Raw genomic sequence first — 26,588 nt, forward strand, 5'->3', positions numbered from 1 at the left:
AACTTGGCTCACTTCACAATCAGTATTCATTGTTTATGAGCCAGAAAAGTGGGGATCCCTCAGTCACGGGTATAAGTGACCCAAAAAGCGGAAAACAATAGGAAATGAAAAGCGTAAAGAGGAAGTAGCCATTCCTAATTTCAACAAAAAAAACCATAAACAACTAATATAAAACAATAAAAATAGTTGGCACAGTAATTGAATAATAGGCAAGCATTCACGGTAACACAGCGTTAATCATTTTATTACGAGGAGCCGATATGGCCATTAATCTTGATGCAGCACTGGGCATTCATCCCCAGGCACTGGATTTTAGGGTAGAACGAAGCAAGGTACTAGCAGGCAACTTAGCCAATGCCGAAACCCCAGGTTATAAGGCTCGAGATATGGACTTCAGTTCTGTCATGTCGCAAGTCAATGCAGGCATGATCCCAGATCGTAATTATGAAATGGGTTACCGCGTGCCTTATCAAACCTCTGCCGATGAAAACACAGTAGAACTCGGAAAGGAGCAGGCTAGATTTTCTCAAAATGCCATGGATTATCAAACCAGCCTGACTTTTCTGAATATGAAAATCTCCGGATTAAAATCCGCCATTGAAGGACAGTAGGAACTCACTATGTCATTTGGAGAAATCTATCAAATAGCAGGCGCAGGTATGAATGCGCAAACTATTCGCCTCAATACCGTGGCCAGTAACTTGGCTAATGCAGGCGCTGCTGCACAAAACCCTAATGATGCATACAGAGCATTAAAACCTGTTTTTTCGACTATTTATAATCAAGTTGAAGGTCAAGTCACCAGTGCTCAAGTTGACGTTGCCGCCATTGTAGAAACTGACGCCCCTCTTGATATGCGTTATGAGCCGGATCATCCTTTTGCCAATGAGCAAGGTTATGTGGCCTATTCCAACGTTAATACTGTCGATGAAATGGCAGACATGATGGCCGCCAGTCGCGCCTTTGAAACCAGTGTAGAAGTCATGAATCGTGCTCGCTCAATGCAGCAAGGTCTATTACAACTCGGAGCTAATTAAGATGAATGTTAATGCGTTATCCAGCAGTTATAACACACCTGAAGTCGCAACCAGTGCAGACAGTTCAAGTGCACTAAGTAATGAATTCATGACGTTAATGATTGCACAAATTCAAAACCAAGATCCGACGAATCCCATTGATGGCACAGAATATGTCTCTCAATTAGCCCAGTTCTCACAAGTCGAAAGCTTAGAGAAAATGCGCTCAGATCAAAACACACAAATGGTGATGATTGAAAACATGGGCATAGTGCAGTCAGCCAACCTGATTGGCAAAGATGCTATGGTCGCCGCGGATTCACTCAACATTGAAGCTGACAGTGAGACGATACAAGGAAAAATTTATCTTGAAAATGCCACCAGCGATGCCAGCGTTGAGATTGTGGATGCCAATGGCAACACAGTCCACACCATCAATTTAGGTGCACAAGGCAAAGGTGATATTCCTTTTGACATCAATCCTCAAGCCCTTGGCTTACTTAAAGGCGAGTACAAGCTGCAAGCAAAAGCCACCTCAGGTGATGAGTCCACCAGCTTAAAAACGTTTATTCAAGCGCCCATTGAAAAAATTCATTTTGCCAGCGCCTCAGGCATGATGATGGCCGAACTCGGCTATGGACTAGGAACAGTTTCTGTTCTTGAAATATCTGAAGTGTCTTAATTGAACTTCCAACTTACGGCATTTAATTAACTTCATATTGATTTAATAAAGGAAACCTTCTTATGTCTTACAACATCGCACTGAGTGGCCTGCAAGCAACAACCCAGAACTTAAATACCATCAGTAATAATATCTCTAATGCCTCAACCGTTGGCTTTAGAGGCGGGCGCAGTGAATTTGCCGCGATTTATAATGGCGGTCAAGCAGGTGGTGTCAACGTCATGTCCACTACACAAAATTTCTCAACGGGCGGTACATTAAGCTATACCGGCCGTGAACTTGACTTAGGTATTCAAGGTGATGGTTTCTTCGTCTTATCTGGGCAAGATGGCAGCACTTTATATGCGCGTGCGGGTATGTTCAATCAAGATGCTAACGGCTATGTGATCGACCCTGCCGGTAACCGCCTGCAAGGTTATCCCGTCAATACGGCAAATCAGCTACAAAACGGTACCATTAGCGATCTTCAAGTGCAATCTGGCTCATTAGCCGCCAAGCCAACCACATCTGTGGGCATAGTGTCTAACCTAGATTCAACCGTTGCTGCCATAGATACTACCTTAAATCCATTTGATGCTGCCGATGCAAGCACTTACCATTCTACCACCACAGTAACCATCAATGATTCTCTGGGTAAAGAGCATGCACTTACGGAATACCATGTCAAAACCGGCGCCAATACCTGGGAAATCCACTATATGATGGACGGTGAAGAAGTAGGCATACCGAATAACATGACCTTTAACAATGATGGTACCCTTAGTGCTGGCGGTGCCACTACGCTAAACATTACTAGCACCTCAAATCCAGCTATCATTGCGGGTGTGGATGACTTAAGCATAGAGTTAAGCTACACCAATACCACGCAATACGCCAAAGACTATAACAATTCGAGCCTAAGCCAAAATGGCTATAGCTCAGGTGAGCTAAACGGTATTCGTCTTGATGAAAACGGCATGCTTTACGGCACTTACACTAACGGTCAAGAGCAATTGCAAGGCCAAGTCGTATTAGCCGATTTCAACAACCCTAATGGCCTAACCCCTGTGAGTAACAATGCTTGGGCCTCCACCAACCAAGCTGGCCAAGCGGTCATAGGCTCACCCACAACGGGCACATTAGGCGGGATCACCTCAGGCTACCTTGAAGGATCAAATGTCGACACCACAGCTGAAATGGTAAACCTGATGACTGCACAACGTAATTATCAGTCTAATGCCAAAGTGCTCGATGCAAACTCAACCATGCAACAAGCCCTATTAAACGCCATTTAATGTCATTTACGCTTGGCTGGGTAACATAAGGACTCGGCCTAGTTTCCCTATTAAATAACGTCATAGGATCTAAGGATAACAGCATGGATAGAATGCTATACACAGCGGCAACAGGTGCGGCGCGCATAATGGAGGCTCAATCCATTCGCGCCAATAACTTAGCCAATGCCGATACGACAGGTTTTAAAGCTGATCTAGAGCGTGTTAATGCACAAACCGTGGCGCCCATGGGCAACAGCTTACGCACTCGCGTGCTGGCACAAACCGAAGACACAGGCTTTAACAAGCAAGCTGGCGAACTCAATCCCACAGGTCGCACGCTAGACTTAGCGATCCGCGATCATGGCTTTTTTACTGTGATGACAGACGAAGGTGAAGCCTATACGCGATCAGGCGCCATTGTTCCCGATGCAACGGGTCAACTGACCCTTGATGGTCGCAGCGTGCAAGGATTAAACGGCCCCATTGTGCTGCCTGAATACCGTGAACTCTTTGTGGGCGACGATGGCCGCATTAGCATTCTTGGCGCTGAAGGCGGGATCATTGAGCAAGTAGCACAACTTAAGATGGTTAACCCTGAACTCGACACCATGAAAAAAGGACAAGACGGTTTGTTTTACAGCCGCGATGGCAATCCGCTTGTCGCCGATGACAGCGTCAAAGTCCACAGTGGTTTTTTAGAAGCCAGTAATGTGCAAGCCGTCAGTGAGCTTATCGCTTCGATGGATCTCAGTCGCCAATTTGAAATTCAAGTCAAGTTGATGAAAAGCGCAGAAAAATTAGCCGAAGCAGGCAACCGCCTGATTAAAAACGCTTAAAGGATAAGAAGATGCAATCAGCATTATGGGTAAGTAAAACAGGCCTAACGGCTCAAGATGTAAAAATGACCACCATTGCCAACAACTTGGCAAACGTTAACACCACAGGTTTTAAACGCGATCGTGTCGCCTTTAACGATTTGTTCTACCAAGTACAACGCCAACCCGGTGGTCAAGTTGATGAGCTCAACCAACTGCCTTCTGGTTTACAACTAGGTACAGGTACTCGCGTAGTTGGCACGCAAAAAGTCTTCACTACAGGTGACATGTTAACGACCAACCAACAGCTGGACATTGCCATTGAAGGACAAGGCTTCTTTCAAATTGAAGAAGCAAACGGCGATATTGGTTACACTCGAAACGGTCAATTTTATCGCAGCAGCGAAGGCTTAATGGTGACCTCTCAAGGCTTACCTTTAGTCCCTAATATCGAAATTCCAGAAGACGCACTTAACATCACCATTGCGGCAGATGGCACAGTTTCAGCGCAAGTTGCGGGCAACAGCGACTCACAAGAGCTGGGCCAAATCACACTTGTAAACTTCAGTAACCCAACGGGGCTTGAAGCGCGCGGAGACAACCTGTACCGCGAAACATCCGCCTCTGGCGCTGCCATTGAAGGCATTGCAGGGGATCAATCTATGGGTCAATTAAGACAAGGGTCTTTGGAAGGTGCCAATGTCAATGTTGTCGAAGAAATGGTTGAAATGATCTCAACCCAACGCGCCTATGAAATGAACGCCAAAGTCGTTTCAGCGTCAGACGACATGCTTAAATTTCTCAACCAGTCTCTTTAATCGAAACTGATGTTGTTCCACTTTACACCAATACGATAAGGGATACGAATGCGTCATTTATGGATAGGAGTGCTGTTAATATTATCAGGTTGTGCAGCCCATTTTCCAGAGGCCGAAACCCAACCCGGTCTTGCTGAATGGGCACCGCCAGAAATCGATTACAGCCTACCAGAGGCAAAAGATGGCAGCCTATATCGTCAGGGTTATATGTTAACTCTGTTTAAAGATAAGCGTGCTTTTCGAGAAGGTGACATTCTCACCGTTGCTTTGGATGAAAAAACCTTTTCAAGCAAAAAAGCCGATACGTCAACCAGCAAAGATCAACAAATGGGCTTCGGTTTAACCTCAGATATTGATGGTAATGCTTATTCTGCCAATGCCGATGGATCTTTTGGCCGCGCCTTTGATGGCAGCGGTTCCAGTACACAGCAAAATCAATTGTCGGGTTCGATTACCGTCACTGTTGCTAAAGTACTGCCAAACGGCGCCCTACTTATTCGTGGTGAAAAGTGGTTGAGGCTCAACCAAGGTGATGAATACTTGCGCTTAATCGGCCTTATTCGTATCGATGATATTGATACCAATAACACCATTTCTTCTCAAAGAATTGCTGATGCTCGCATTATTTATGGCGGCCAAGGCGCCATTGCCGATAGTAACTCTATGGGCTGGGCGGCACGTTACTTTAATAGTCCATGGTTCCCATTATGATGCGAGATTTATTCCAGCTTAAGTTCACTTCGGCAAGGAAGAGAAAAATGAAAAAATTAACATTGCTCGCCAGTGTGTTTTTGATGCTAGTAACAGGGCCAAGTCTTGCTCAAGAGTCGACCCAAACTCGATACCTCATGGACATAGTCGATGTGCAAGGTATTCGTGGTAACCAGCTAGTCGGTTACGGTTTAGTGGTAGGACTCAATGGCACAGGGGATCGCACTCAAGTCAAATTCACCAGCCAGTCAGTAGTTAACATGCTCAAGCAATTTGGCGTGCAACTTGACGAGAAAATCGATCCTAAACTGAAAAACGTGGCCGCCGTTGCCGTACATGCCACTGTGCCTGCGTTAACGAGTCCTGGGCAAACCATAGACGTCACAGTATCGTCACTGGGTGATGCCAAGAGTTTACGCGGCGGCACACTATTAATGACACCGCTAAAAGGGGTAGATGGTGAAATCTACGCTGTAGCTCAAGGTAACTTAGTCGTTGGCGGCGTTTCAGCTCAAGGACGCAATGGCACTTCAGTGACAGTCAATGTTACTACGGTAGGTAATATTCCTAACGGCGCCATATTGGAAGCCGAAATTCCCAGTAACTTTCATGACAAAGATCATATTGTTTTGAATCTTAGGGCGCCGAGCTTTAAAACCGCTCGCAATATCGAACGAGCAGTCAACGATCTTTTTGGTCCAAATGTCGCGGCAGCCGACAGTAAAGCCAAAGTACTGGTTCGCGCGCCCAAATCTCATCGTGAACGCATTACCTTTATGTCCATGTTGGAAGAACTGCAAATTCTACAAGGACGCAAGCCCCCCAGAGTGGTCTTTAATAGCCGAACGGGGACTGTTGTTATGGGTGGCGGTGTCGTTGTGCGAAAAGCGGCAGTTAGCCACGGTAATTTAACCGTGAGCATTATCGAAAAACCACAAGTCAGCCAACCAAACGGCGCCATTTATGGTGTCGCACAGGGCCGTACTGTGGTAACAAACGATAGCCAAGTGAACCTAGATACTGGCAGTGGACACATGTTTGTCTGGGAAGAAGGGATTGCATTGGAAGAAATTGTCAGGGCAATTAACAGCCTAGGCGCTTCTCCCATGGACTTAATGTCTATTTTGCAAGCCTTGGACGAAGCTGGCTCACTGGAAGCCGAACTCGTCGTCATATAACAATAATCAACCCTGGCAAGCTTATTCTTCTAAACAATAAAACGTTTAAGCTTGCTTTTTAACATTCAGTAATGGCGTGCATATGAAACTCGACAATTCACATAGCTACTTAAATCAAACCAATGCTGGCGATCTCATCAAAAGCAACGGCGAGTACGGTGCGCTAAAACTGGTCAGTCAGCAGTTTGAAGCGCAGTTTTTACAAACAGTGCTCAAACAAATGCGCAGTGCATCCGATGTGATGGCGGATGAAGATAACCCACTCTCAGCCCAAAAAGACAGCTTATATCGAGATTGGCATGACTCAGAGCTTGCCGGACGCTTAAGTCAAATGCAAAGCACAGGCCTTGCCAGCGTCATGACCAAACAATTAGCCGGCGCCCTTAAGTCGCGCCCTGAAGCGGTCGCCTCTAATGAACAAATATCAACACCAAACGCCGCTAATATTGCGACCAATATATCAACCACAGCCATGCAGCCGGCGCTAATCACGCCAATAAAAGTGAAGTAAAGTGCAAGCATGTCGGTATTCCCCCGCTCTAAACACATACAGAATGGGTATTAGCAGCTTTGTTCGACTAAATTAAGGAAACACTATGAGTCTTCTCAATATTGGTATGTCAGGGCTAACGGCCAGTATGGCCGCCTTAAATACTACCTCAAATAATGTTGCTAACGCTGCAGTGGTGGGTTATTCACGCCAACAAGTTCTGAGCAGTTCAGTGGCAGGTGGCCAATATGGTGGCGGCGCGGGCGTCAATGTGGATGGCATTCGCCGCATTTCAGATCAATATCAAGTCGCTCAGCTTTGGCATTCAAGCAGTAGCCTAGGTTATGCCAATACCCAGCAAAGCTACCACAGCCAAGTGGAAACGGTTTTTAATACCGATGGCAACAATATCTCAGAAGGCTTAGATGCCCTTTTTGCAGCGCTAAATGCCTCAATGGAAAAACCCAGTGAAACCGCTTATCGTCAAGGTGTGCTCAATGAGGCTAAAGCCTTAAGCCAACGTATCAACTCCATCAGCGATAGCTTAAGTGCTCAAACCACTCAAATTGAAAGTCAAATTAGCGCTTCGGTCAACGAAATCAACACGCAACTTGAAACCATTGCCCGTTTAAACACCGAAATTCAAGCATCGGCCAATAACGGTAACCCGTCTGCTTCATTATTAGATAGCCGTGATGTCGCCATTGATGATCTTGCTAAAATTATCGACATTCGCGTCACAGAAGAAAGCAATGGCATGGTGAATATTTCACTGGCTCAAGGCCAGCCTTTACTCGCTGGCACCACCACATCAACATTAGTGACATCACCACTGGCCAGTAATCCAACGCTGAATCAAGTGAGTATTGAGTTTGGTCAGTCAAGCTTTCCTGTGGATGACAACACCGGCGGCAGTTTAGGCGCGTTACTAGACTATCGCGATAACGATCTCGCCAACTCCATCACTTTTACCAATGAAATGGCTAAAAACTTAGCCGATGAGTTTAATTCTGTCCTTAAAAATGGTACCGATCTTAATGGTGCCACTCCAACTATGGATTTATTTAGCTATGATGCTAACAATCCTGCAGGTACATTAACTCTGACTTCAGGTTTTACCTCTGACATGCTGGCTTTTGGGCAAGATGGCACCCCAGGCGATAACAGTAACTTGCGAGCACTTGTTGAAATCGCCAATACCAACTTTGCCTTTGGCTCTATTAACGCCACCACTACTATGGGCGATGCCTTTGCAGCGAAAATAGGCCAGCTAGGTTCCACGGCCCGTCAAGCCAGCTTAAATGCCGAAACCAGCACACAATTACAAATGGATGCACAAGCACAATGGTCCAGCACTAGCGGCGTCAACTTAGATGAAGAAGGCGCTAATCTCATTAAATATCAACAACAGTATCAAGCTAATGCCAAGATTATCTCCACGGCCGATCAGTTGTTTCAAACTCTTTTAAGCAGCATTTAAGGAAATAAATCATGCGCGTTAGTATGCAAAATATGTACAACAGTAACTTGTATAGCCTTCAAAAGTCCACCACTGAAATAGCTCGTCTCAATGAGATGCAAGCCTTACAAACAGCTATATTAAAACCCTCTGACGATCCTATCGGTGCCGTACAAATTATAGGCATTGAACGTGATATAGCTGCCACCAAGCAATACATCTCCAATATTGACTCGCTTAGCACTGGCCTTGACCGCTCTGAAACCCATTTATCCAGCATGATCGATCTGCAAGGCCGTTTACGAGAAATCACGATCGCTTCCAACAATGGCAGTTTATCACCCGCTGATCGCGCCGCCTACGGCGCCGAAATGGAAGAACTCATGGAAAGCATGGTATCATTAGTCAATGCCACAGATGAAAGTGGTAATTACCTGTTCTCAGGCAATTTAACCGACACTCAGCCTCTGATTAAAGACACCAATGGAGATTACATCTACCAAGGCGACAGTAACCAACGTGAAGTACAAGTGGCCAATAATACTTGGATGGAAGCCAATGTTACCGCAGAAGCCTTCATTTTCAGTAATGGCAGCAATGATATCTTCAATCAGGCCCAAGCTTATATGAATGTATTAAAAGATCCTAACTTATCACCGGGAGATGCTGGGTTTGATACTGCTGCAGAAGATATGTTGAGCACTTTAGATGATACGCTAAACAGTATTAGTGCAACCATTACAGATTTAGGCGGTAAGCAAAACAGCTTAAGCTTAACCAAAAGCTCTCACGAAGAGATGAATATTTTTAGCGAGGAAGTGAAAGGGAAAGTCGATGGATTTGATTTTGCGGCTTCTATCTCAGAATCAACAAAACTAACGACAGCACTAGAAGTGACACAAAAAATAGTTGCAAAAACCATGCAATTATCATTATTTAGTCAAATATAGAGATAAAAAATTATGCTTAATGGAGTTACAGACAGCCTAAATGTTCAACACCGCAGTCAAACGGTGAGTGCACCTATCAGTGAACTGCCTCAGTCACTGCCAAAGGTTCAGGCCAAGATGTCCTCCATTCCGACCCACAGGCTAGAATCTTATGTTCGCTGGGCAAAGGTCACTCAAGGACAACATAAGATTTCAGCCGCACAAGTCACTGAGCATAGCTTAAAGCAAGTGGTCCAATTGCTCAAAAAACTGAAAAAACAAGTCAAAGTATCCCTACAAAATGCTTCGGCCATACACACAGAACCCGACCAAAACTGTTTACGATTACAGCAAAGACTAGTGAGTCTCAGCCCTCAATACCAAGGCAAAGCCTTAATCGATCATCAATTGAATGTGATCTCCCCTAGCCGTCCAGCAAGCCCACGGCAATTTAGATTAAAATCTGTGGAGCTTACTCAGCCTAAAGCCAGAGACGAACGTATTAGTTTACAGCTAGGCACCAGCACAATAAATATCACTTTACCGGCGAATGAATCTCAAGCCCGCTTATCGAGCCATTTAGCAACAAGCCTTGAACCTTTGGGAATACAACTGCAGGCGCAACACGCCTCAGCTCATCAAGCAATAGGGACACAAACATTGCCAAGCTTGTTTAATACTCACGAGCAACAATGGCAATTAATAAAAGATGGCATCTTTATGACAGGACAAGGTCAACGCCTGCCAGCGGGAGAGCCCAGATTAATAAAAGTCATCGAAGAGCTCAACTGGCAAGATCCAAGGGAGTGGCAATTTAATAGCCAGAGTGAACTGAAACAAAGCCTAGCCAAGATCAGCAAATCTTTGAGTAAAATTGAAAAACAATTACAAGAGTTAAACGAAGTACAACAAAAAATCCGTTTACAACTGAAACATGTCAATACGACGCAACAAGCGGATTTTGATGTGCAAACAACGCTACAAAGGCTCAATACCCTTATGCAACCTAACCCCTTTAGCGCCCATGTTCGTTCACTCATGGCACAAGCCAATGTGAATCGCAATCAAGTATCGTCATTGTTAGGCTGACAGAAGATTCAATAAAAAATAAAAATCACCCATCTACTTGGGTGATTGACACTAATCACTCCACATCAATATTCCATCAAGCTTAAATCATTCTTCACTTCACAGGTATATAATTCCCCCTCGTGAAAATATCGATTAAGTTCAATTCACTGCAATTTAATAAAATTGACATTTAATCTTCTGCTAAATGTCACATACACAGTGGTCAAACCTCTTAAAAATAAATAATACGAGTATTTATTCGATCTTCATCACAACTTGTTAATAAAATGTTTAATTTGTGATGGGTGAGGGTTTATTTACGCGTCCTTCAGCGGTAAGGTAGCGCCAATTGAAAGACAAGGACGGTAGCATTGATGAAGCGCCAGCAGTTCATTGCTATCAAAGTACTCAACGAATTTAAAAGGAAATGACTGTGCGTACTTATACTGGTTCTATTTCACGTTTCACAAATTTGATGTCAATCGCCTCTTTAAGCATCACAACATTGATCTTATCCCCTTCAGCGCTAGCCACAGATTATTATGCTTCAGACCAATGGGTTATTCAGCAAGACTTCCAGATCGACGCTGGTGACAGGATCATAGTAACTCAAGACACCCATGTTTATTTAAGCCCCGATGCAAAAATAACAATTAACCCAAATGCCGCATTAATTTTGGAAGAAGGGGTAAATATTGATATTGGTAACAATGCTGAAATTGCGGTTTATGGTGAATTTACTTCGTTTGGCAATGCCTACAAGATGAATAAATTGCAATCGGTGCAGTTATCACCAACAAATACCGATTGGCAAGGCATAACGACTTACAATGGCTCAAAGGTTAACTTGCAATACACCCAAGTCAGTCACGCCGTCAATGCCATTCACGCCCAAATTGGCACCACTATTTTATTCCCCGCTAATTCGGACACCCATATTAATTCTGACGCTAGGCATGAAATAGAAAATACACCTATCAGCCAACTTAATATTCGCTATAGTGATTTTAGCCATAACCAAACTGCCATCAACATTAGTGAGTTACATACATTTGGTCGATTAGACTCCAGCATTCAATACAATCAATTTAGTGACAATGAATATCACCTTCATACATCTAGCCAAGCACTAAATCATGATACAAAACTCAGTCCAACTATTATTGATGCGCGCTTTAATTGGTGGTCTACAACTGATACGAATCAAATCAAACAAGGTATTCGAGATACACAAATTATCTCAAACGAAAGAAATCTAAACACTTCGGCATTGAGAGTCGACTATAGCCATTACAGACAGTCAATTTATTACAATGACATTTTAAACAATGCATTCATATTGGAATTACCTCAAAAATGGAAATTAGAGGATCCCATCACCATTGATCCAGGGTTTAATCGAGAGAGTCATTATCAATTGGATGGCAACTATTTAATTGCAGGTAATACTCAATTCAAGCCATATCAATTAGCCACACTTACGGCAAACAGTATGCTCACTATAAGCGAGAACAGCATACTCACCATTGCTGAAACGGCAAGGTTTATTGCTGAACCTGGCGCCGTTATTTATTTAAGACAGAATAGTCAGATCAATGTAAATGGCCACTGGGAATTGCTTGAAGGTGTACAAGTTGTTGCCGAAGAAGGCGCTAAAATAAATCTAAATGGCAGTTTGTATACCAACGGCGCTTCACATAACAGAGTTAATTTTAATGCTGCATCGCACCTAATCAACCAAGAGTGGCAAGGAATAGAGGTTTTTCATGGAGCTGAAATAAACCTTAACTACGCACAAATTCAACATGCACAGCAAGGTGTTTACGTAAACCTAGTGCCAGCAATTCATTATCCAGAGCAGGTTAACTCAAACACATCCTTAAATCTTAGCGATGAACAAACCAAGATAGAAATAACCCACACACGCTTTATTGAAAATGATCAAGCCATACGCATTGATGTCGTACCTGAAACTCAAAATGTCGAAACACTCATTGAATATAATGATTTTATTGATAATACTACCCACTTATTTAGTCAGGTCTATCCTTTCCATGTTTATACAGAAGAAAGTCGGCATTCATTTGAGGCTTTAATTCCTTTCTCACCAATCATCATAAACGCTAAATTTAACTGGTGGGGAAGTGATTTAGTATCGGAGATATCTGATAAAATAATAGATTTTCAGCATGCGACCAATGAGATTGATGGTTTACGTGTCAATTATAGTCAATACCGCAATTCACCCGCATTAAATGATATCGCTCTAAATAGTCTAGTGGTTGAGTTATTCGACGACTTAAAAATATCAGATCCCTTTGAAGTCGACCCAGGTTACAACCTTGAAACTGAATATGAGCTCGATGGTAATTTCATCATTGCAGGTGACACTAAAATCAAACGTTATCAGACTATTACTCTAACTTCAGGCAGCCATTTACACATTAGTGATGATATGACTCTATCTATTTCCCCAAGCGCAATTTTCATTATTGAGCCCAATGCAAGTATCACCTTTGGACATAATAGTCAGTTACTGACTCAAGGAATAGTAATAGACAAAAACCATTAATTAACAATACCAATTACACTTTTGCTCTCTCTTAAAGCCAGTGCTTTTTACACTGGCTTTCCTATTTAAACTCTCATTTCTTACCTTCCCCATACTTATCAGCTCTATTTCCATCAATGACAAGCTTTCTGAATATGATTCAAGCTTAAATCAATTTTAACTAGAGTTTTGATTAGAGAATTTTGATTAAGACACCCATTTTAACTCAAATTCATATTGATCTAAAAACATCAGGGATTTTGAACTAGGCTTAGAATAGTTGATGCTAAACAGCTAAAGGTCGTATTTATGCCTACTCCAAGAAAATCCATTATAAGTCTGGAAGATACATCTTTTTATCACTGTATTTCACGATGTGTGCGTAAAGCATTTTTATGTGGAGTCGACCATTATACTGGGCAATCTTATGAGCATAGGCGAGAATGGGTAGAGAAACGTTTACAACAATTAGCACAAATATTTTCCATCGATATTTGCTCATATGCCATTATGTCTAATCATGTGCATTTAGTATTAAGTATTGATATTTATCAAGTCAATAACTGGAGCAACAAAGAAATTGTTGAGCGCTGGCACAAGCTATTCAAAGGAACAAACATTACTCAAAAATTCAGTCAGGGTTTGCAGCTTGAAAGCCACGAAATCAATACCTTATACCATACCATAGCCACTTACCGAAGTAGGTTAAGCGATATAAGCTGGTTTATGCGTACACTCAATGAACCAATAGCTAGAATGGCAAATAAAGAAGATAAATGCAGTGGACGATTTTGGGAAGGAAGATTCAAATCTCAAGCATTACTTGACGAAGCCGCCATTATTGCTTGTATGGCTTATGTGGATCTCAATCCTATTCGTGCAAAAGCAGCTGCCACTCTAGAAAAGTCAGACTTTACTAGCATTCAAAAGCGGATCAAATCTAAGGCTTCTAACAAACAATCCCAGTATTTACTTCCTTTTACCGGCAATGAAAGCCAAAATCCATCTAAAGGTTTAACCTTTCATTTTCAAGATTATTGCAAACTTCTCAATGATACGAGTCAAATTATTCAAGGGAAAAAACAGGCATCACTGTACACTCCAACAAAAACGCTTCTGGAAAAACTCAATATTCCCATTCAAAACTGGATCAAACTCACTTCTGACTTTACTCGACTATTTAAAGGCCCTGTTGGTACATTACCGGAGCTCAGCCTTTACTGCGAACACTTAGACAAAAAAAGAAGACAAGGAGCCGCCAATTGTCATCAGTGGTTAGATCCTTAAATTTTATTTTTTAAAATCAGTTGAATATACAAAAATAAGCAATTCGCCTTTTTCATTAAAATAGATTTAATGAACCGAGCATGTAATGGACAAAAAGACCTATAAGCGCCTAATCCATTAATTTAAACCATAAAGAGTAAATGTCGGCCTTGATCACCTCGATAGTGCATCACAAAAAGCTCATCAAACCAAATCGCTTGTAAAAATAACACTCATATATGTGATTTAAGACTAATTGTGGGTGTCTCAATAGTTCTTTCTAATAGTAAGTATTGCGATATATCTTTTACGTAAAGATAAGCTAAAAATACTCAAAAAAACCACGATAAAACAATATTTAAGCGGATAGTGTTGAATAAAAATTATTCAAGTTAAAAATTTACGACACGCTCAATCTAGAAGTTCACCATTCATTGCAATATAGACTTCAAAAAGTACCTTGTAATTATGGGTGTCGCAATAATGGCAATAATGTCTCGATAATAACAACATAATAATGAGTAAAAAACCTCCTAAAACACGAAAAAAAATCAGACCTTAATTGCACACAAGAAAATAGCAAGATCAAAATCATTAAAATTGGGAGGGTGTAGACTAATTGATGAGTAATTATGGGTGTCTTGATAGTTTTTGATGGCATAAAAATTACAAAAAATTGATCTTTGCATAAAAACACAAACAAAAAAGAATAATAACCAACAAAATCAAAAACAAAAACAAGATCTAAACAATCATAAATAGAGATCTTTTCACAACAAATTGGAACATTAGATCATTTTTTTTCACATTAATATTCAGTTTGTTGTTTGAGCGTCGTTTTATTGAATGTGACAAACAAAACAGACTTTTTAATTTTTTAAAAACGCTTTAATAAGGATTTGAAAATGTTATCTGTACATACTAATAATGCTTCACTTATCGCTCAAAACTCAGTCAACAAAACTAACGATCTGCTTTCAAACGCTATGGAGCGTTTATCGACTGGTCTTCGTATCAACAGCGCGGCTGACGATGCTGCGGGTCTGCAAATCGCGACGCGTTTAAACGCAAACGTTGTGGGCATGCAAACCGCTAGCCGTAACGTATCTGATGCGACTTCTATGCTACAAACGGCAGATGGCGCACTAGAAGAAATCACCACTATTGCTAACCGTCAAAAAGAGCTAGCTACACAAGCGGCCAACGGCGTGAACTCAGATGCAGACTTAAAAGCTCTGAACGATGAGTTTCAAGAGCTAACGGCTGAGATGACACGTATCATCGATGAGACTGAGTATGCGGGTAATAACTTGTTTGAAGCACTAGCAGACGTGAGCTTTCAAATCGGTTCAACTAGCTCAGAAACTTTGAATGTTAAAGTGCCTGAAATAAACCTAGAGGATTTGGCTGGCGATGGTGCATCTAATTTTGGTGAGCAAACATTAACTAAAGCTACTGCTGATGGTGATGTGCTTGCTTCAGGTTTCGATAAAGACGGTAAAGAAGCAACTGTAAAGTATGACGTTAATGCAACTTACACTGACGGTACTAGCTTTGCTACACCGGTTTATTCTATGGATATATCAGCATTAGATCCAACAGACGCTAATGATGCGGCTACAATCGCTGCAGCGGAAATCAAATTTTCAGATGACATGGTTTCAAAAACAGACGCATCTGGTGCAATGGACATGATCGATACGCTAATCGATACTGTTGCTGAGTCTCGCTCTACTTTAGGTGCTAACATCAACCGTTTAGGCCACACGGCATCTAACCTTGCTAACGTGACTGAAAACACTATAGCTGCTGCGGGTCGTATCATGGATACTGATTTCGCGGTTGAGTCTGCTAACATGACTAAGAACCAACTGCTAGTTCAAGCGGGTACTAACATTCTATCTTCAGCTAACCAAAACACAGGTTTAGTAATGGGTCTTTTAGGTTAATCCCTTAATATAAAGACAAGTAAAGCGCTTCCTTTACATAGTGACATTGCTATCACTATCACTAGGGGCGCTTTATTTATTCATGGGTAAGCTATTGATCAATAGCGTATTTATCAAAAACTTATTTATCAATAACCTAATGAATAAAGCTAAAGTCCTAGTAAGTTAATTTTATGGGTAATGAAACACGACTCTTGTTCCACGATAGTGGCTGCGCGATAGTGGCTTTGAAGTGTATAACTTGATTGGTGTCATTTATATATTGATAAAAGGTATTGAGTGTCAATTATCCCATTAACCCATTAACCCATTAACCCGTTAACCCATTAACTTACTGGGCAATTTTCAAACGATACATGATCAATTAGACGCTCACTCCACACTTAATCCAAATTCGCTTATTAATTTGGACACCCATGATAGCTTATAATAAACAACATCAAGCTATTACTGTTGATCTCTATCAGAAAAATTTGGTAGCTAAAAGCTTCAAACAAGCCTAAGTAAATCTCTTTCACCAAAAACACCAAGCACCAAACACCAAACATCAAACATCAAACATCAAACATCAAACATCAAACATCAAACATCAAACATCAAACATCAAACATCAAACATCAAAGATAAAACCAAATAAAAACAAAAAGAAAACCAAACAAAATAAAAATAAACACAATACTAATAAAACAAAAACAAGTAGCTATATTTAAAAACAAAACCACATAAACAGTAAGTCATTAATTTTTAACAAATTAATGGAAAATAAAAAATAAATTCGCTAAAATCCTATGCTTTTTTATAAATCCTTTCAGTTCCGAAATTTGGCGTCGTTTTATTTTTGCTGACACCAATCATGAATACATTTTCGGAGAAGAAACATGTTATCTGTTCAAACTAACAACGCGTCATTGATCGCGCAAAATTCTGTAAACAAAACCAATGACCTACTTTCAAATGCTATGGAGCGTTTATCAACGGGTCTTCGTATTAACAGCGCCGCTGACGATGCTGCGGGTCTGCAAATTGCTACACGTTTAAATGCTAATACTATTGGCATGCAAACCGCTAGCCGTAACGTGTCTGATGCCACTTCTATGTTGCAAACTGCTGATGGCGCATTAGAAGAGCTAAACACTATCGCTAACCGTCAAAAAGAACTCGCCACACAAGCAGCGAACGGTGTGAATTCAGATAAAGATCTTGAAGCCTTAAATGCTGAGTTTCAGCAATTAACAGCTGAAATGACGCGTATTCTTGATGAGACCTCTTATGCAGGTAACAACTTATTTGAATCACTGGCTGACGTAAGCTTTCAAATTGGCGCCTCTAGCGCTGAAACATTAAAAGTGAACGTGGCAAAAATTAACCTTAGTGATTTAGCTGGTGATGGTGCAAGTGATTTTAGCAGTCAGAACTTAAACAGCAAATTGGCTAATGATACGGTTATCGCACAAGGTTATAAAGCTGATGGTAGTGCTCTAGAAGTCAAATTTGACGAAACTGCCACCTATGTAGAAGGCGATAGTTATACGGAAAAAGTTTATAATATTGATATTTCAGCGCTTGATCCAAATGATGCTACAGATGCTAAGACAATCGCAGATGCAGAAATCAAAATTTCTGCAGCAGTAGCGCAGGGAGCAACTGATGCATCTGATGCTATGGATATGATCGATACGCTAATTGACACTGTTGCAACAGCTCGCTCTACTCTAGGTGCTAACATCAACCGTTTAGGCCACACAGCCTCTAATCTTGCAAATGTTACTGAAAACACTCAAGCGGCTGCGGGACGTATCATGGATACGGATTTCGCCGTTGAGTCTGCTAACATGACTAAGAACCAACTTCTTGTTCAAGCGGGTACTAACATTCTATCTTCAGCTAACCAAAACACTGGCTTGGTTATGGGTCTGTTAGGTTAATCGCCTACTCTTAGGGTTAAACCATAGAATACCGCTTTTTATTAATTTAGTATTAAGGTTTACCCTGCAATAAACCATCAGAGTTTATTAGGCAATCAAAGCGCACTTCATTTGAAGTGCGCTTTTTTGCCTGAATCATTTAAAAAGCAATAAAAGGATATTGTTTTGCTTAATTTCTTTACATTTAATCGATTTTCTCATCTGCCTTGGTCTTCACCTTTTTATCGGCTTTCTCATATTCATTTAATTCAGCTAATTCAGGCAATTAAAATAAGTCAAAGATTGATGAATATAACACTCATGATGTTATTTACTGCCATTAGCCTATTGTCTTGGCCAAGCTACGCCGCCAAAACAATATTTAAGGAACAGCATGCGCCGAGTCATTGGCAATTAAACAAAGATGTACAGATTAAGAAAGGCACGCGGCTCATTGTCGATAAAAACAGTGATGTGTATGTGGGCGATAATGTCACGCTTACCATAGATGAAAAAGCCCAGTTAATTATTCATGAAAATAGCCAGTTCTTATTGGGTAAAAATGCCAAGATCATGGTGCGTGGCAAGTTGTCGAGCCAAGGTAGCGAAGAGGCGCCAGTACGCTTTTTATCAAATCAAACCAGCCCAGAAAAAGGTGACTGGCAAGGGATAGAAGCATTTTTATGGGGGCCGACACTAGAGGTAAACTTAAGCCATACTCACATCAGTCATGCCAAAGTTGGGCTTAACATTATTGCAAAATACGGTTCTCAAAGCCAGCGGATCAGCGTGCAGCATGGCCTATTCAGCCACAACCATATAGGCATAAGCTACAGTGATCGAACGAGTAATAATATATACGGTCACCTAAGTATTCACTACAATCAATTTATTGATAATACCCTTCACTTTAAGACTCGCCACAATCACCCCTTGGGGTCAAAAACCATTATTGATGCTCGCCATAACTGGTGGGGCAGCGATGAGCTAGACGAGATAACCGCTAAGATTGATGATAGCATTCTAGTGAAAAACAAGAACAATAAAAAGATTATTAACAAAGGCGTTAAAGTTAATTACAGTGAGTACCTGCTCTCAAAGAATAAGGCAACATATGCCAAAGCTATCTTTACCCAGCTACCTGCCGTTATTCAAGATGAAGCAAAGGTTATTGCAGATACCAACTCCATTAAAGGACAAAAAAGCGTGCTGTCTGCAGGTAGTCAGCTGATCATTCAAGCGGGAGTAACATTGCGCATTCTCAATGACAGTGATTTTATTGTGAAAGAAGGTGCTCGCATTATACTTGAAGATGATGCACAGCTAATTATTGATGGCCATTGGCAATTGGCGCCGGGCAGTGAGATCTTAAGTGGTAAGAATGCTGACATAAGAATTAATGGTCAACTGACCTCACTGGGCACAAAAGAGAAGCCAATACGCTTTGATTCTAGCTTGCCAAATAAAAGCAGTTGGTCTGGCATTAATGTGTCCATATATAGTCAAACAGCAGCGCTTACACTTAAGCATACAAAAATTAGACATGCTCTTACAGGGTTATATATATCGCACAAATCTAGTATTACATCACCAGCCATTGATATTAAAGAGAGTGAATTTAGCCATAACCTGATAGGCATACACTATTTTATTACTAATCATAAAAGTAAAAACACTAGTGTCGTAATTCAACATAATGAGTTTATTGATAATCAAATTAATCTTAAAGCTACAGGCCGTAACAACACGAGCAATAGCAAATTTATTATAGATGCTCGTCATAACTGGTGGGGGAGCAATCAACTTTCTGAAATAGCTGCTAAAATTTATGATTTTCAGCAAGATAATCAACATGGCCTAAAGGTCAATTATGGACAGTATTTAACTCAGCCAAGAAGCCAAGCCGATACTCATCATTTTATGACTCAATTGCCCACTGAGCTGAAGCAGAATGGAGAATATGTATTACAAGGCGAGTATCATGTACTGGGGGACACACAATTTACAGATGGGCAAGTTGTTAAGCTGACATCAAAGAGTCAGTTGATCGTGAAAGCCAATAGCCTATTAAGCATCATGGCGGACAGTGAGTTTTTGCTTGAGTCAGGGGCTAAGATCATTTTAGAAGATAATGCTCGATTAATTGTTCATGGACGATGGCAGCTAGCGGAAGGGGTGCAAGTCATTGCTGGGCAACAAGCAGGCATTTATGTTTATGGGCAATTGCTGGCTAAAGGCCAAGAAGATGATCTGATAAGTTTCTCTTCTTCCTTTCCAGATGCGAGCGCCAATAGCTGGAAAGGGATCACGGGCTATCCAAATGCGCACATTGAATTAGAATATGTGAGTATTGCCCATGCTACTCACGGTTTATATGGTTATATTCACGAAAAAGACAAAGGTATTTACATTAATGTGAACCACAGCCATTTTTTTGATAATAAACACGGCGTTCGTGTATTTGAAAGTGGCCACAGTGAAAACACACAAATCCAACTTACTTACAATGCCTTTGGTAATAACGAGTTTCATGTTTATACCTCAGGTAACCAGAAAGGTAAGGTTAAAAGCATTATCGATGCGCGTTATAACTGGTGGAATACGGCTATTATCAGCGACATTGCCAGTAAGATTTATGATATCTCGCACGATAGTAGTGCATTAAAGGTCAATTATGGCCAATATCGTTATTCACTTAACGTAAAAGACATTGCCAAAAATACCATAGTGAGTACTTGGCCTGAAGCGCTGTTGATTAATAATGAATATCGACTAAAAGGCCAATATACACTTATTGGTGATACGCAGGTTCAAACTGGAGAAAAAGTTCGCCTCACAGCGGGTAGTCAGCTTACTATCAAGGCTGGCGCAAAGCTTAGCGTGGCGACACTTGGAGAGTTTATTATTGAAAAAGGCGCCAAAGTTATTTTAGAAGATGGCGCTTATGTTATGGTTTATGGACGATGGGAGCTGAGTGAAGACGTTAAGGTAATTGCAGGCAACAAGGCAGGCATTAATGTCCATGGACAACTGATTGCTCAAGGTAGCCAAGCAGATGTTATCTCATTTTCATCTGAATTAGACAATAACAATAGTGCAACTCATCAATGGCAAGGGATCAATACTTATGCTGGTTCAGTCATTAAGCTTAAGTATGTGAATATTTCACAGGCAAAACATGGCTTATATGCTTATATTAATGAAAAAGATACAGGTATTGATATTGATGTGAGTTATAGCCGTTTTAGCAACAACGCCATTGCATTCTATGTTAAGGAGTTTGATCGCAGCGATAACACTCACATAAAACTCAATTATAATGCCTTTGTTAGTAATCAATTTCATGTTTATACTTCGGCTACCAATCAATACCAATTAAAAACCATTATTGATGCCCGCTATAACTGGTGGAATACGGCTATTATTAGCGAAATTGCCAGTAAAATTCGTGACGATAGACAAGATCAGAGTGCGCTTAAAGTGAATTATGGCCAATATCGCTACTCACTTGATGTAAAAGATATTGCTAAAAATACCATTATTAGCGCTTGGCCAGAATCACTGTTAGTTGAAGATGAGTATCGCCTGAATGGGCAATATGAATTGATTGGCCATACACAAGTTCAAGCAAATAAACGCCTTCGACTCACCTCTGGTAGCCAGCTCACTATTAAGGCAGGCACAAAATTAACAATTGAGGCATTAGGACAGTTTATTGTTGAAGAAGGCGCAACACTTGTTATTGAAGATAATGCACACATTAGCGTTCATGGCCTTTGGCACTTAGCCGCTGGAGTTAAGGTTAACACAGGCCAAAAAGCGGCTATTTATGTTTATGGACAGCTTATTGCTAAAGGGCAAGAAAATAACAAGATTTCCTTTTCATCTTATATCGCTGATGCAGGGCCAAATACTTGGTATGGCATTATCGCCTATGCCGGATCTACAATAACATTACACCATGTGCATATTTATCATGCTAAATATGGTGTTTATGGTCACCTGAATACACAAAACAACAAGCTCAATATTGATATTCGATATAGCACGTTTAAACACAACTTTTATGGTGTGCGTCTTTATGAATATTATGCTGCTGAGATCCTCGCCACATTACATTACAACCAATTTATTGATAATGAATTCCATGTTTATACCACTCGAACTCAATCAAGTGCTTCTAACAACATCATCGATGCTCGCTATAACTGGTGGAATAGCGCCAATGCTGAAGCATTCAGCAAAAAAATCTACGATATCGGAAAAAATCCCAATGCACTCAAAGTGAATTATGGACAATATAGGCGCTCTGTAGCCTTTGATGACATTGCAACTGATGGCATTGTCGCACACTGGCCCTCAGCATTGATCAAGAAGGAAGAGATTGTCCTTAATGGTGATTTTAACCTGATTGGTAACATAGACATTAATGAACAACAGGTGGTTAGAGTCACATCCGGTAGTCATATTACCCTGAATGCGGGAGTACAGTTATCTGTCTATAAAGGTGGTCAATGGATTGTTGAAGAAGGTGCCACTGTGACCATAAATGAGAGTGCAGCTATTATTGTTTATGGTAATTGGCAAATTAATGCTGGTGTAAAAGTATACTCAGGAAGCAATGCTAAAATAGAGGTTTATGGTACTTTGGCGGGCCTAGGTACTAAAGACAATGAGATCGTCTTTGGCTCACTACTTAACTCCTCATTAAGCGACACTGATAGTGCTTTGTTGGAGGATGGCAACTGGCAGGGCATTACTGGCTATTCTGGAGCCAATATTCAACTGGTTTATACCCAAATACGTGATGCAAAATATGGGCTTTTCGGCCATATCAACACCTCTGAAGCGGTTAACTTTGATGTTCGTTACAGCCGTTTTATCAATAATATTAATGGAGTGCGTATTTACGAGACGGTGCCGAATACAAGCAGCAAACTGGTATTGCACTATAACCAGTATATCAATAATCTCTTTAATATTTATGGCTATGGCACTGGATTAGATTCTCGCTTAGTTATTGATGCTCGATTTAATTGGTGGAATAGCACAAATATCAATAAGATCAAAGCTAAGATTTACGATATTGAACACAGTAACAAGGGCTTAAGGATCAATTATACACAGAGGCTTTTAAGCCAAGATCCTAAAGATGTTGATTTTTCTTATCAAAATACTGCAATTGCCCAAGATGTTCAGGTTGCAAAGCGCATTCGCATTGGTGGTAATACAAGCATAGCTAGTGGTCATAGCATGACATTGGGCGCTGGTGCCAATATGACACTTGATGCAAAGGCTCACTTGATTATTCATGGGGATCTTATTTTAGATGAAGATGCGCAATTCATTGCTCATGAAGGCGCGAAAATCACGGTTACTGGGCGTATTATCGCAAAAGGCAAAGAACTTATCATTCCCAAAACACTCAGTGTTGATTTACAAGCGGGCAGTTATTTTCTTGCTAGCCCAAATACACAGGTTCATATTCATGGCCATTTTAACAGTTTAGGTCATGTCGATAATCCTGTTACAATTGGATTAAATAATACTTCTGACAACAAGCTATTATGGCAAGGCCTATTGGCTCATGACATGAGCCAAGTTAACTTAACGTACACGACTCTATCTGATGCTAGAGTTGGAATATACACAGAAGGTAGCAGCCAAGTTAATATCAAGCACTCAGTGCTTAAAAATAATATTCGCGCAGTACATTTGCACTATAATAAGCCAATCAAAAAAGCTGGCTTTAGTGCTCATTACAACCGTTTTGAAAACAATAGTGAATATAATATCTATGCTGCTCAAACTCATCCAAACTATTTTACTGGGCAAATTCCTGTAGAATACAATTGGTGGGGCAGCCAAGATCCGGCAGTCGTCAATCAGGCTTTTTATGATAAAGGACGAGATTCGGTTTTAGGGCTGTGGCTTAACTTTAGCCATATTTGGTTGAATGCCGCTGGTGAAAACGTTTTGCAGTCTGCTGTTGCTGGCCCTATTTTAGCTGAGGATTTACTTGGAAAAAGCGTTCGCATTATTGGTTACAGTGAATTAAATCAAGATGTTAGTGTTTCAAAAAACCATGATTTGATCATTGCACCATATGCAACACTGGTTGCCAATGCTGACATATTGCTTGAAGAAAATGCACAGCTCATAGTAAAGCATTATGGCGAGTTAATTTTACCTGCCGAGCATACACTCACGTTAGCAGAGATGACGGCACTTAAACTCGGTGTTGAAGCCAAAATCACCTTATATGGAAAACTGCTTGTTCAAGCTTCGCTGTCTAAGCCTAGTGTACTACGCGGCGCGCAAGTAGGCGATCCTTTGATCTGTCCTTAAACATATAATAAATATCCCGCCTTTCTATTGAGGCATTTCAATAGCAGCAAGGCTAATAGTAGACTTGCTGCTATTAGCCTTTTTTATTAACGATAAGGTATTAGAATTCAAGCGTAGACTTTTAGTTTATGATTTTTACTCATTTAAAGTAAAAAATAACGCTTTAATAACGCCCGCTTTAATCAGTGGGCGTTTTTTATGTGCATATTGAAAAGTTCACTCGCCGCACAATAAATATCAACCAATACTTTAATCTACCATTAAAGCGGTCGCCTTCCTCAAATCGCCATGTACTTTAAATGCTCCATCTAAGTGGCCTCAATTATTTATTGCTCAGAATAATCTTTCAGATCAGTAAATTCAGACATGCATAGTTATTTCAATGTATGTCTTTCATTTTAAAACAAATAAGAAGGATCTTATTTTGAATTACCCAAGTTGTTCATTCAAAAACGCTATCTTACCTTTCGCTATCATGAGTAGTCTTAGTTTATCAGCCTCTGCTCTGGCAGAGGATCATTATGCGCCCAGTACTTGGACCATAGATGACACCACGCATATTGTTGCAGGCGATCGTATGTTCGTGCCTGCAGGCACAGAGGTGTTCCTTAATAGCAGCTTGATTGTCGATAAAGGCGGTGAGTTGATTATTGAAGGAGGTACGCAATTTACCAATGGTATTATGACCAGTATCCGTGTTTTCGGCAGTCTAAATATACAAGGCACCGAAAACAATGAAGCCGTTTTCAGCAATATCCCTGGCATTGCGTGGTTTGATAGTACACGCTGGTTTGGTATAACTGTTTATAATGGCGCTGAAGTGAATATTGAATATGCTCATATCAGTCAATCTGTACATGGTATTGGGGCTTATTTATCCGATGAAGATGAGAGCATTCAACTGAATGTGCGCTATAGTACATTCAGTGACAATAATAATGGTGTCATGATTCGAGCGAACCCATTGAGCTCTGGCTCCACCTTTACACCAAGTATTCAACATAACCAATTTATCGATAACTCGACGCATTTACTGACTAAAAATGATTATTTTAGTTATTGTCAGATTGAAGCTAGCACTTGTTATGGCGATCCTAATCCTGATTGGATCATCGAGCCACCCGTTTTTATTGAAATTGATGAGAATGGCAATGTTATTCCACCTGAGGTCGAACCTGATATAGAACCTGAGCCTGCCCCCCTTCCGTCGACGACCTTTATTGATGCGCGCTATAATTGGTGGAACAGTGCAATATTAGAAACTGTCAGCCATAAAATTGAAGATAATACCGATTCAGATTCCGGTCTAGCGGTCAATTACCTCCCCTATCGTGCATCAATTGAATTAGATCATCTTGCTATGCATGATTCACTCGCGCTCATTAAAGGCGAAAACAAAACAACACTAACTAGTATGCTAGATCGCCAACAATACTACTTCATTGACGTACCCAATAATGGGGCTAACTTAAGCTTCAATACTAGCGGTGGTACAGGTGATGTTGATATGTACATAAAACAAGGCAGTCTACCTAGTTTGTCAGATTATGATTGCATTTCTATTCAAACCGGTAATGAAGAGTCTTGCTTATTAGAAACCACAACAGCTTCACGTTATTATGTGATGTTGAAGGCGGAAAGTGCATTCGACAATATTAGCTTAACAGCTGATTATGATCTCATTGCTAACGAATATAGTTATAACAACAGAACCGCTATTCCAGATAATGATGCAAATGGCATCACATTTCCTCTCACAGTGACCCATTCGGGGGATGCTGGCAATATCAGTGTCAATGTCGACATCACTCACAGCTTTGTTGGCGATCTTAAAATTGATTTATATAGCCCAACGGGTGAAATGACTACATTACATAAAAATTGGGGAGGAAGTAATAACAGTCTAATTGAAACCTACCAACTTGATATGTCCAGTGTTAATGCTAAAGGAACTTGGAAATTAAGAATTGTTGACAAATATAAAAAAGATACAGGTTACCTTAACTCATGGGGCATAAGCTTTAATGCTGACGCTGAGTAATCGACTCAATACCTACTGAATCTATAGTGTTAAGGCAAGTTAAAGATGTCACATTAGGGAGCAAAGTAGACATGTCACACAAGTCTGTGTCTTTTATCAATCCC

General features: G+C 40.8%; 18 protein-coding genes and 1 pseudogene. All 19 read left to right on the plus strand.

Annotation, left to right across the window (positions count from 1 at the left end; all coding sequences use genetic code 11):
• The first annotated feature begins 260 nt into the window (after positions 1–260).
• The 19 genes and pseudogenes from Q0791_RS18060 (at position 261) to Q0791_RS18145 (ending at position 26,484) form a co-directional block, all read left to right on the plus strand.
• A complete protein-coding gene (locus Q0791_RS18060; protein WP_299009409.1) occupies positions 261–611 on the plus strand; it encodes a flagellar basal body rod protein FlgB in 351 nt (116 codons plus the stop codon).
• A gap of 9 nt (positions 612–620) precedes the next feature.
• On the plus strand, positions 621–1,037 hold the full coding sequence (flgC, locus tag Q0791_RS18065) for a flagellar basal body rod protein FlgC (RefSeq protein ID WP_299009412.1): 417 nt from the start codon (positions 621–623) through the stop codon (positions 1,035–1,037).
• Between the two features lies 1 nt (position 1,038).
• Entirely contained in the window at positions 1,039–1,698 is a 660-nt protein-coding gene (locus Q0791_RS18070) for a flagellar hook capping FlgD N-terminal domain-containing protein (protein ID WP_299009414.1), read from the plus strand.
• Positions 1,699–1,760: 62 nt separating this feature from the next.
• Positions 1,761–2,972 carry a flagellar hook protein FlgE gene (gene flgE, locus Q0791_RS18075; protein WP_299009416.1) on the plus strand — a complete coding sequence of 404 codons (1,212 nt, stop codon included), beginning with the start codon at positions 1,761–1,763 and terminating at the stop codon, positions 2,970–2,972.
• 83 nt (positions 2,973–3,055) lie between these two features.
• Positions 3,056–3,790 carry a flagellar basal body rod protein FlgF gene (locus tag Q0791_RS18080; protein WP_299009418.1) on the plus strand — a complete coding sequence of 245 codons (735 nt, stop codon included), beginning with the start codon at positions 3,056–3,058 and terminating at the stop codon, positions 3,788–3,790.
• An 11-nt stretch (positions 3,791–3,801) separates the two neighbouring features.
• Complete coding sequence (flgG, locus tag Q0791_RS18085; protein WP_299009420.1) at positions 3,802–4,587, plus strand: flagellar basal-body rod protein FlgG; 786 nt, start codon at positions 3,802–3,804, stop codon at positions 4,585–4,587.
• A gap of 48 nt (positions 4,588–4,635) precedes the next feature.
• Positions 4,636–5,298 (plus strand): flagellar basal body L-ring protein FlgH, encoded by a 663-nt coding sequence (flgH, locus tag Q0791_RS18090; protein ID WP_299009422.1) that lies wholly within the window; start codon positions 4,636–4,638, stop codon positions 5,296–5,298.
• 47 nt (positions 5,299–5,345) lie between these two features.
• Positions 5,346–6,476 (plus strand): flagellar basal body P-ring protein FlgI, encoded by a 1,131-nt coding sequence (locus tag Q0791_RS18095; protein WP_299009424.1) that lies wholly within the window; start codon positions 5,346–5,348, stop codon positions 6,474–6,476.
• Positions 6,477–6,558: 82 nt separating this feature from the next.
• Positions 6,559–6,987, plus strand: coding sequence for a rod-binding protein (locus tag Q0791_RS18100; RefSeq protein ID WP_299009426.1), 429 nt, complete (start codon positions 6,559–6,561; stop codon positions 6,985–6,987).
• An 85-nt stretch (positions 6,988–7,072) separates the two neighbouring features.
• Positions 7,073–8,446, plus strand: coding sequence for a flagellar hook-associated protein FlgK (gene flgK, locus Q0791_RS18105; RefSeq protein ID WP_299009429.1), 1,374 nt, complete (start codon positions 7,073–7,075; stop codon positions 8,444–8,446).
• Between the two features lie 11 nt (positions 8,447–8,457).
• Entirely contained in the window at positions 8,458–9,375 is a 918-nt protein-coding gene (flgL, locus tag Q0791_RS18110) for a flagellar hook-associated protein FlgL (protein ID WP_299009431.1), read from the plus strand.
• Positions 9,376–9,387: 12 nt separating this feature from the next.
• Positions 9,388–10,443: a hypothetical protein gene (locus Q0791_RS18115; RefSeq protein WP_299009433.1), complete on the plus strand. Its 1,056-nt coding sequence runs from the start codon at positions 9,388–9,390 to the stop codon at positions 10,441–10,443.
• Between the two features lie 415 nt (positions 10,444–10,858).
• The gene (locus Q0791_RS18120) at positions 10,859–12,997 is read left to right on the plus strand and encodes a hypothetical protein (protein WP_299009434.1); all 2,139 of its coding nucleotides are present in this window, start codon (positions 10,859–10,861) and stop codon (positions 12,995–12,997) included.
• Positions 12,998–13,285: 288 nt separating this feature from the next.
• Positions 13,286–14,263, plus strand: coding sequence for a transposase (locus tag Q0791_RS18125; RefSeq protein WP_299009437.1), 978 nt, complete (start codon positions 13,286–13,288; stop codon positions 14,261–14,263).
• Between the two features lie 884 nt (positions 14,264–15,147).
• Positions 15,148–16,191 (plus strand): flagellin, encoded by a 1,044-nt coding sequence (locus Q0791_RS18130; RefSeq protein WP_299009439.1) that lies wholly within the window; start codon positions 15,148–15,150, stop codon positions 16,189–16,191.
• An 878-nt stretch (positions 16,192–17,069) separates the two neighbouring features.
• Positions 17,070–17,546: pseudogene (locus tag Q0791_RS25295) on the plus strand (Lateral flagellin); the annotation flags it as partial.
• A gap of 312 nt (positions 17,547–17,858) precedes the next feature.
• Entirely contained in the window at positions 17,859–18,116 is a 258-nt protein-coding gene (locus Q0791_RS25300; RefSeq protein ID WP_366942493.1) for a flagellin, read from the plus strand.
• Positions 18,117–18,281: 165 nt separating this feature from the next.
• A complete protein-coding gene (locus tag Q0791_RS18140; protein WP_299009442.1) occupies positions 18,282–24,443 on the plus strand; it encodes a hypothetical protein in 6,162 nt (2,053 codons plus the stop codon).
• Positions 24,444–24,867: 424 nt separating this feature from the next.
• Entirely contained in the window at positions 24,868–26,484 is a 1,617-nt protein-coding gene (locus tag Q0791_RS18145) for a proprotein convertase P-domain-containing protein (protein WP_299009445.1), read from the plus strand.
• Positions 26,485–26,588 lie beyond the last annotated feature (104 nt).

The organism is uncultured Shewanella sp. (assembly GCF_947495455.1).
GTDB lineage: Bacteria > Pseudomonadota > Gammaproteobacteria > Enterobacterales > Shewanellaceae > Shewanella.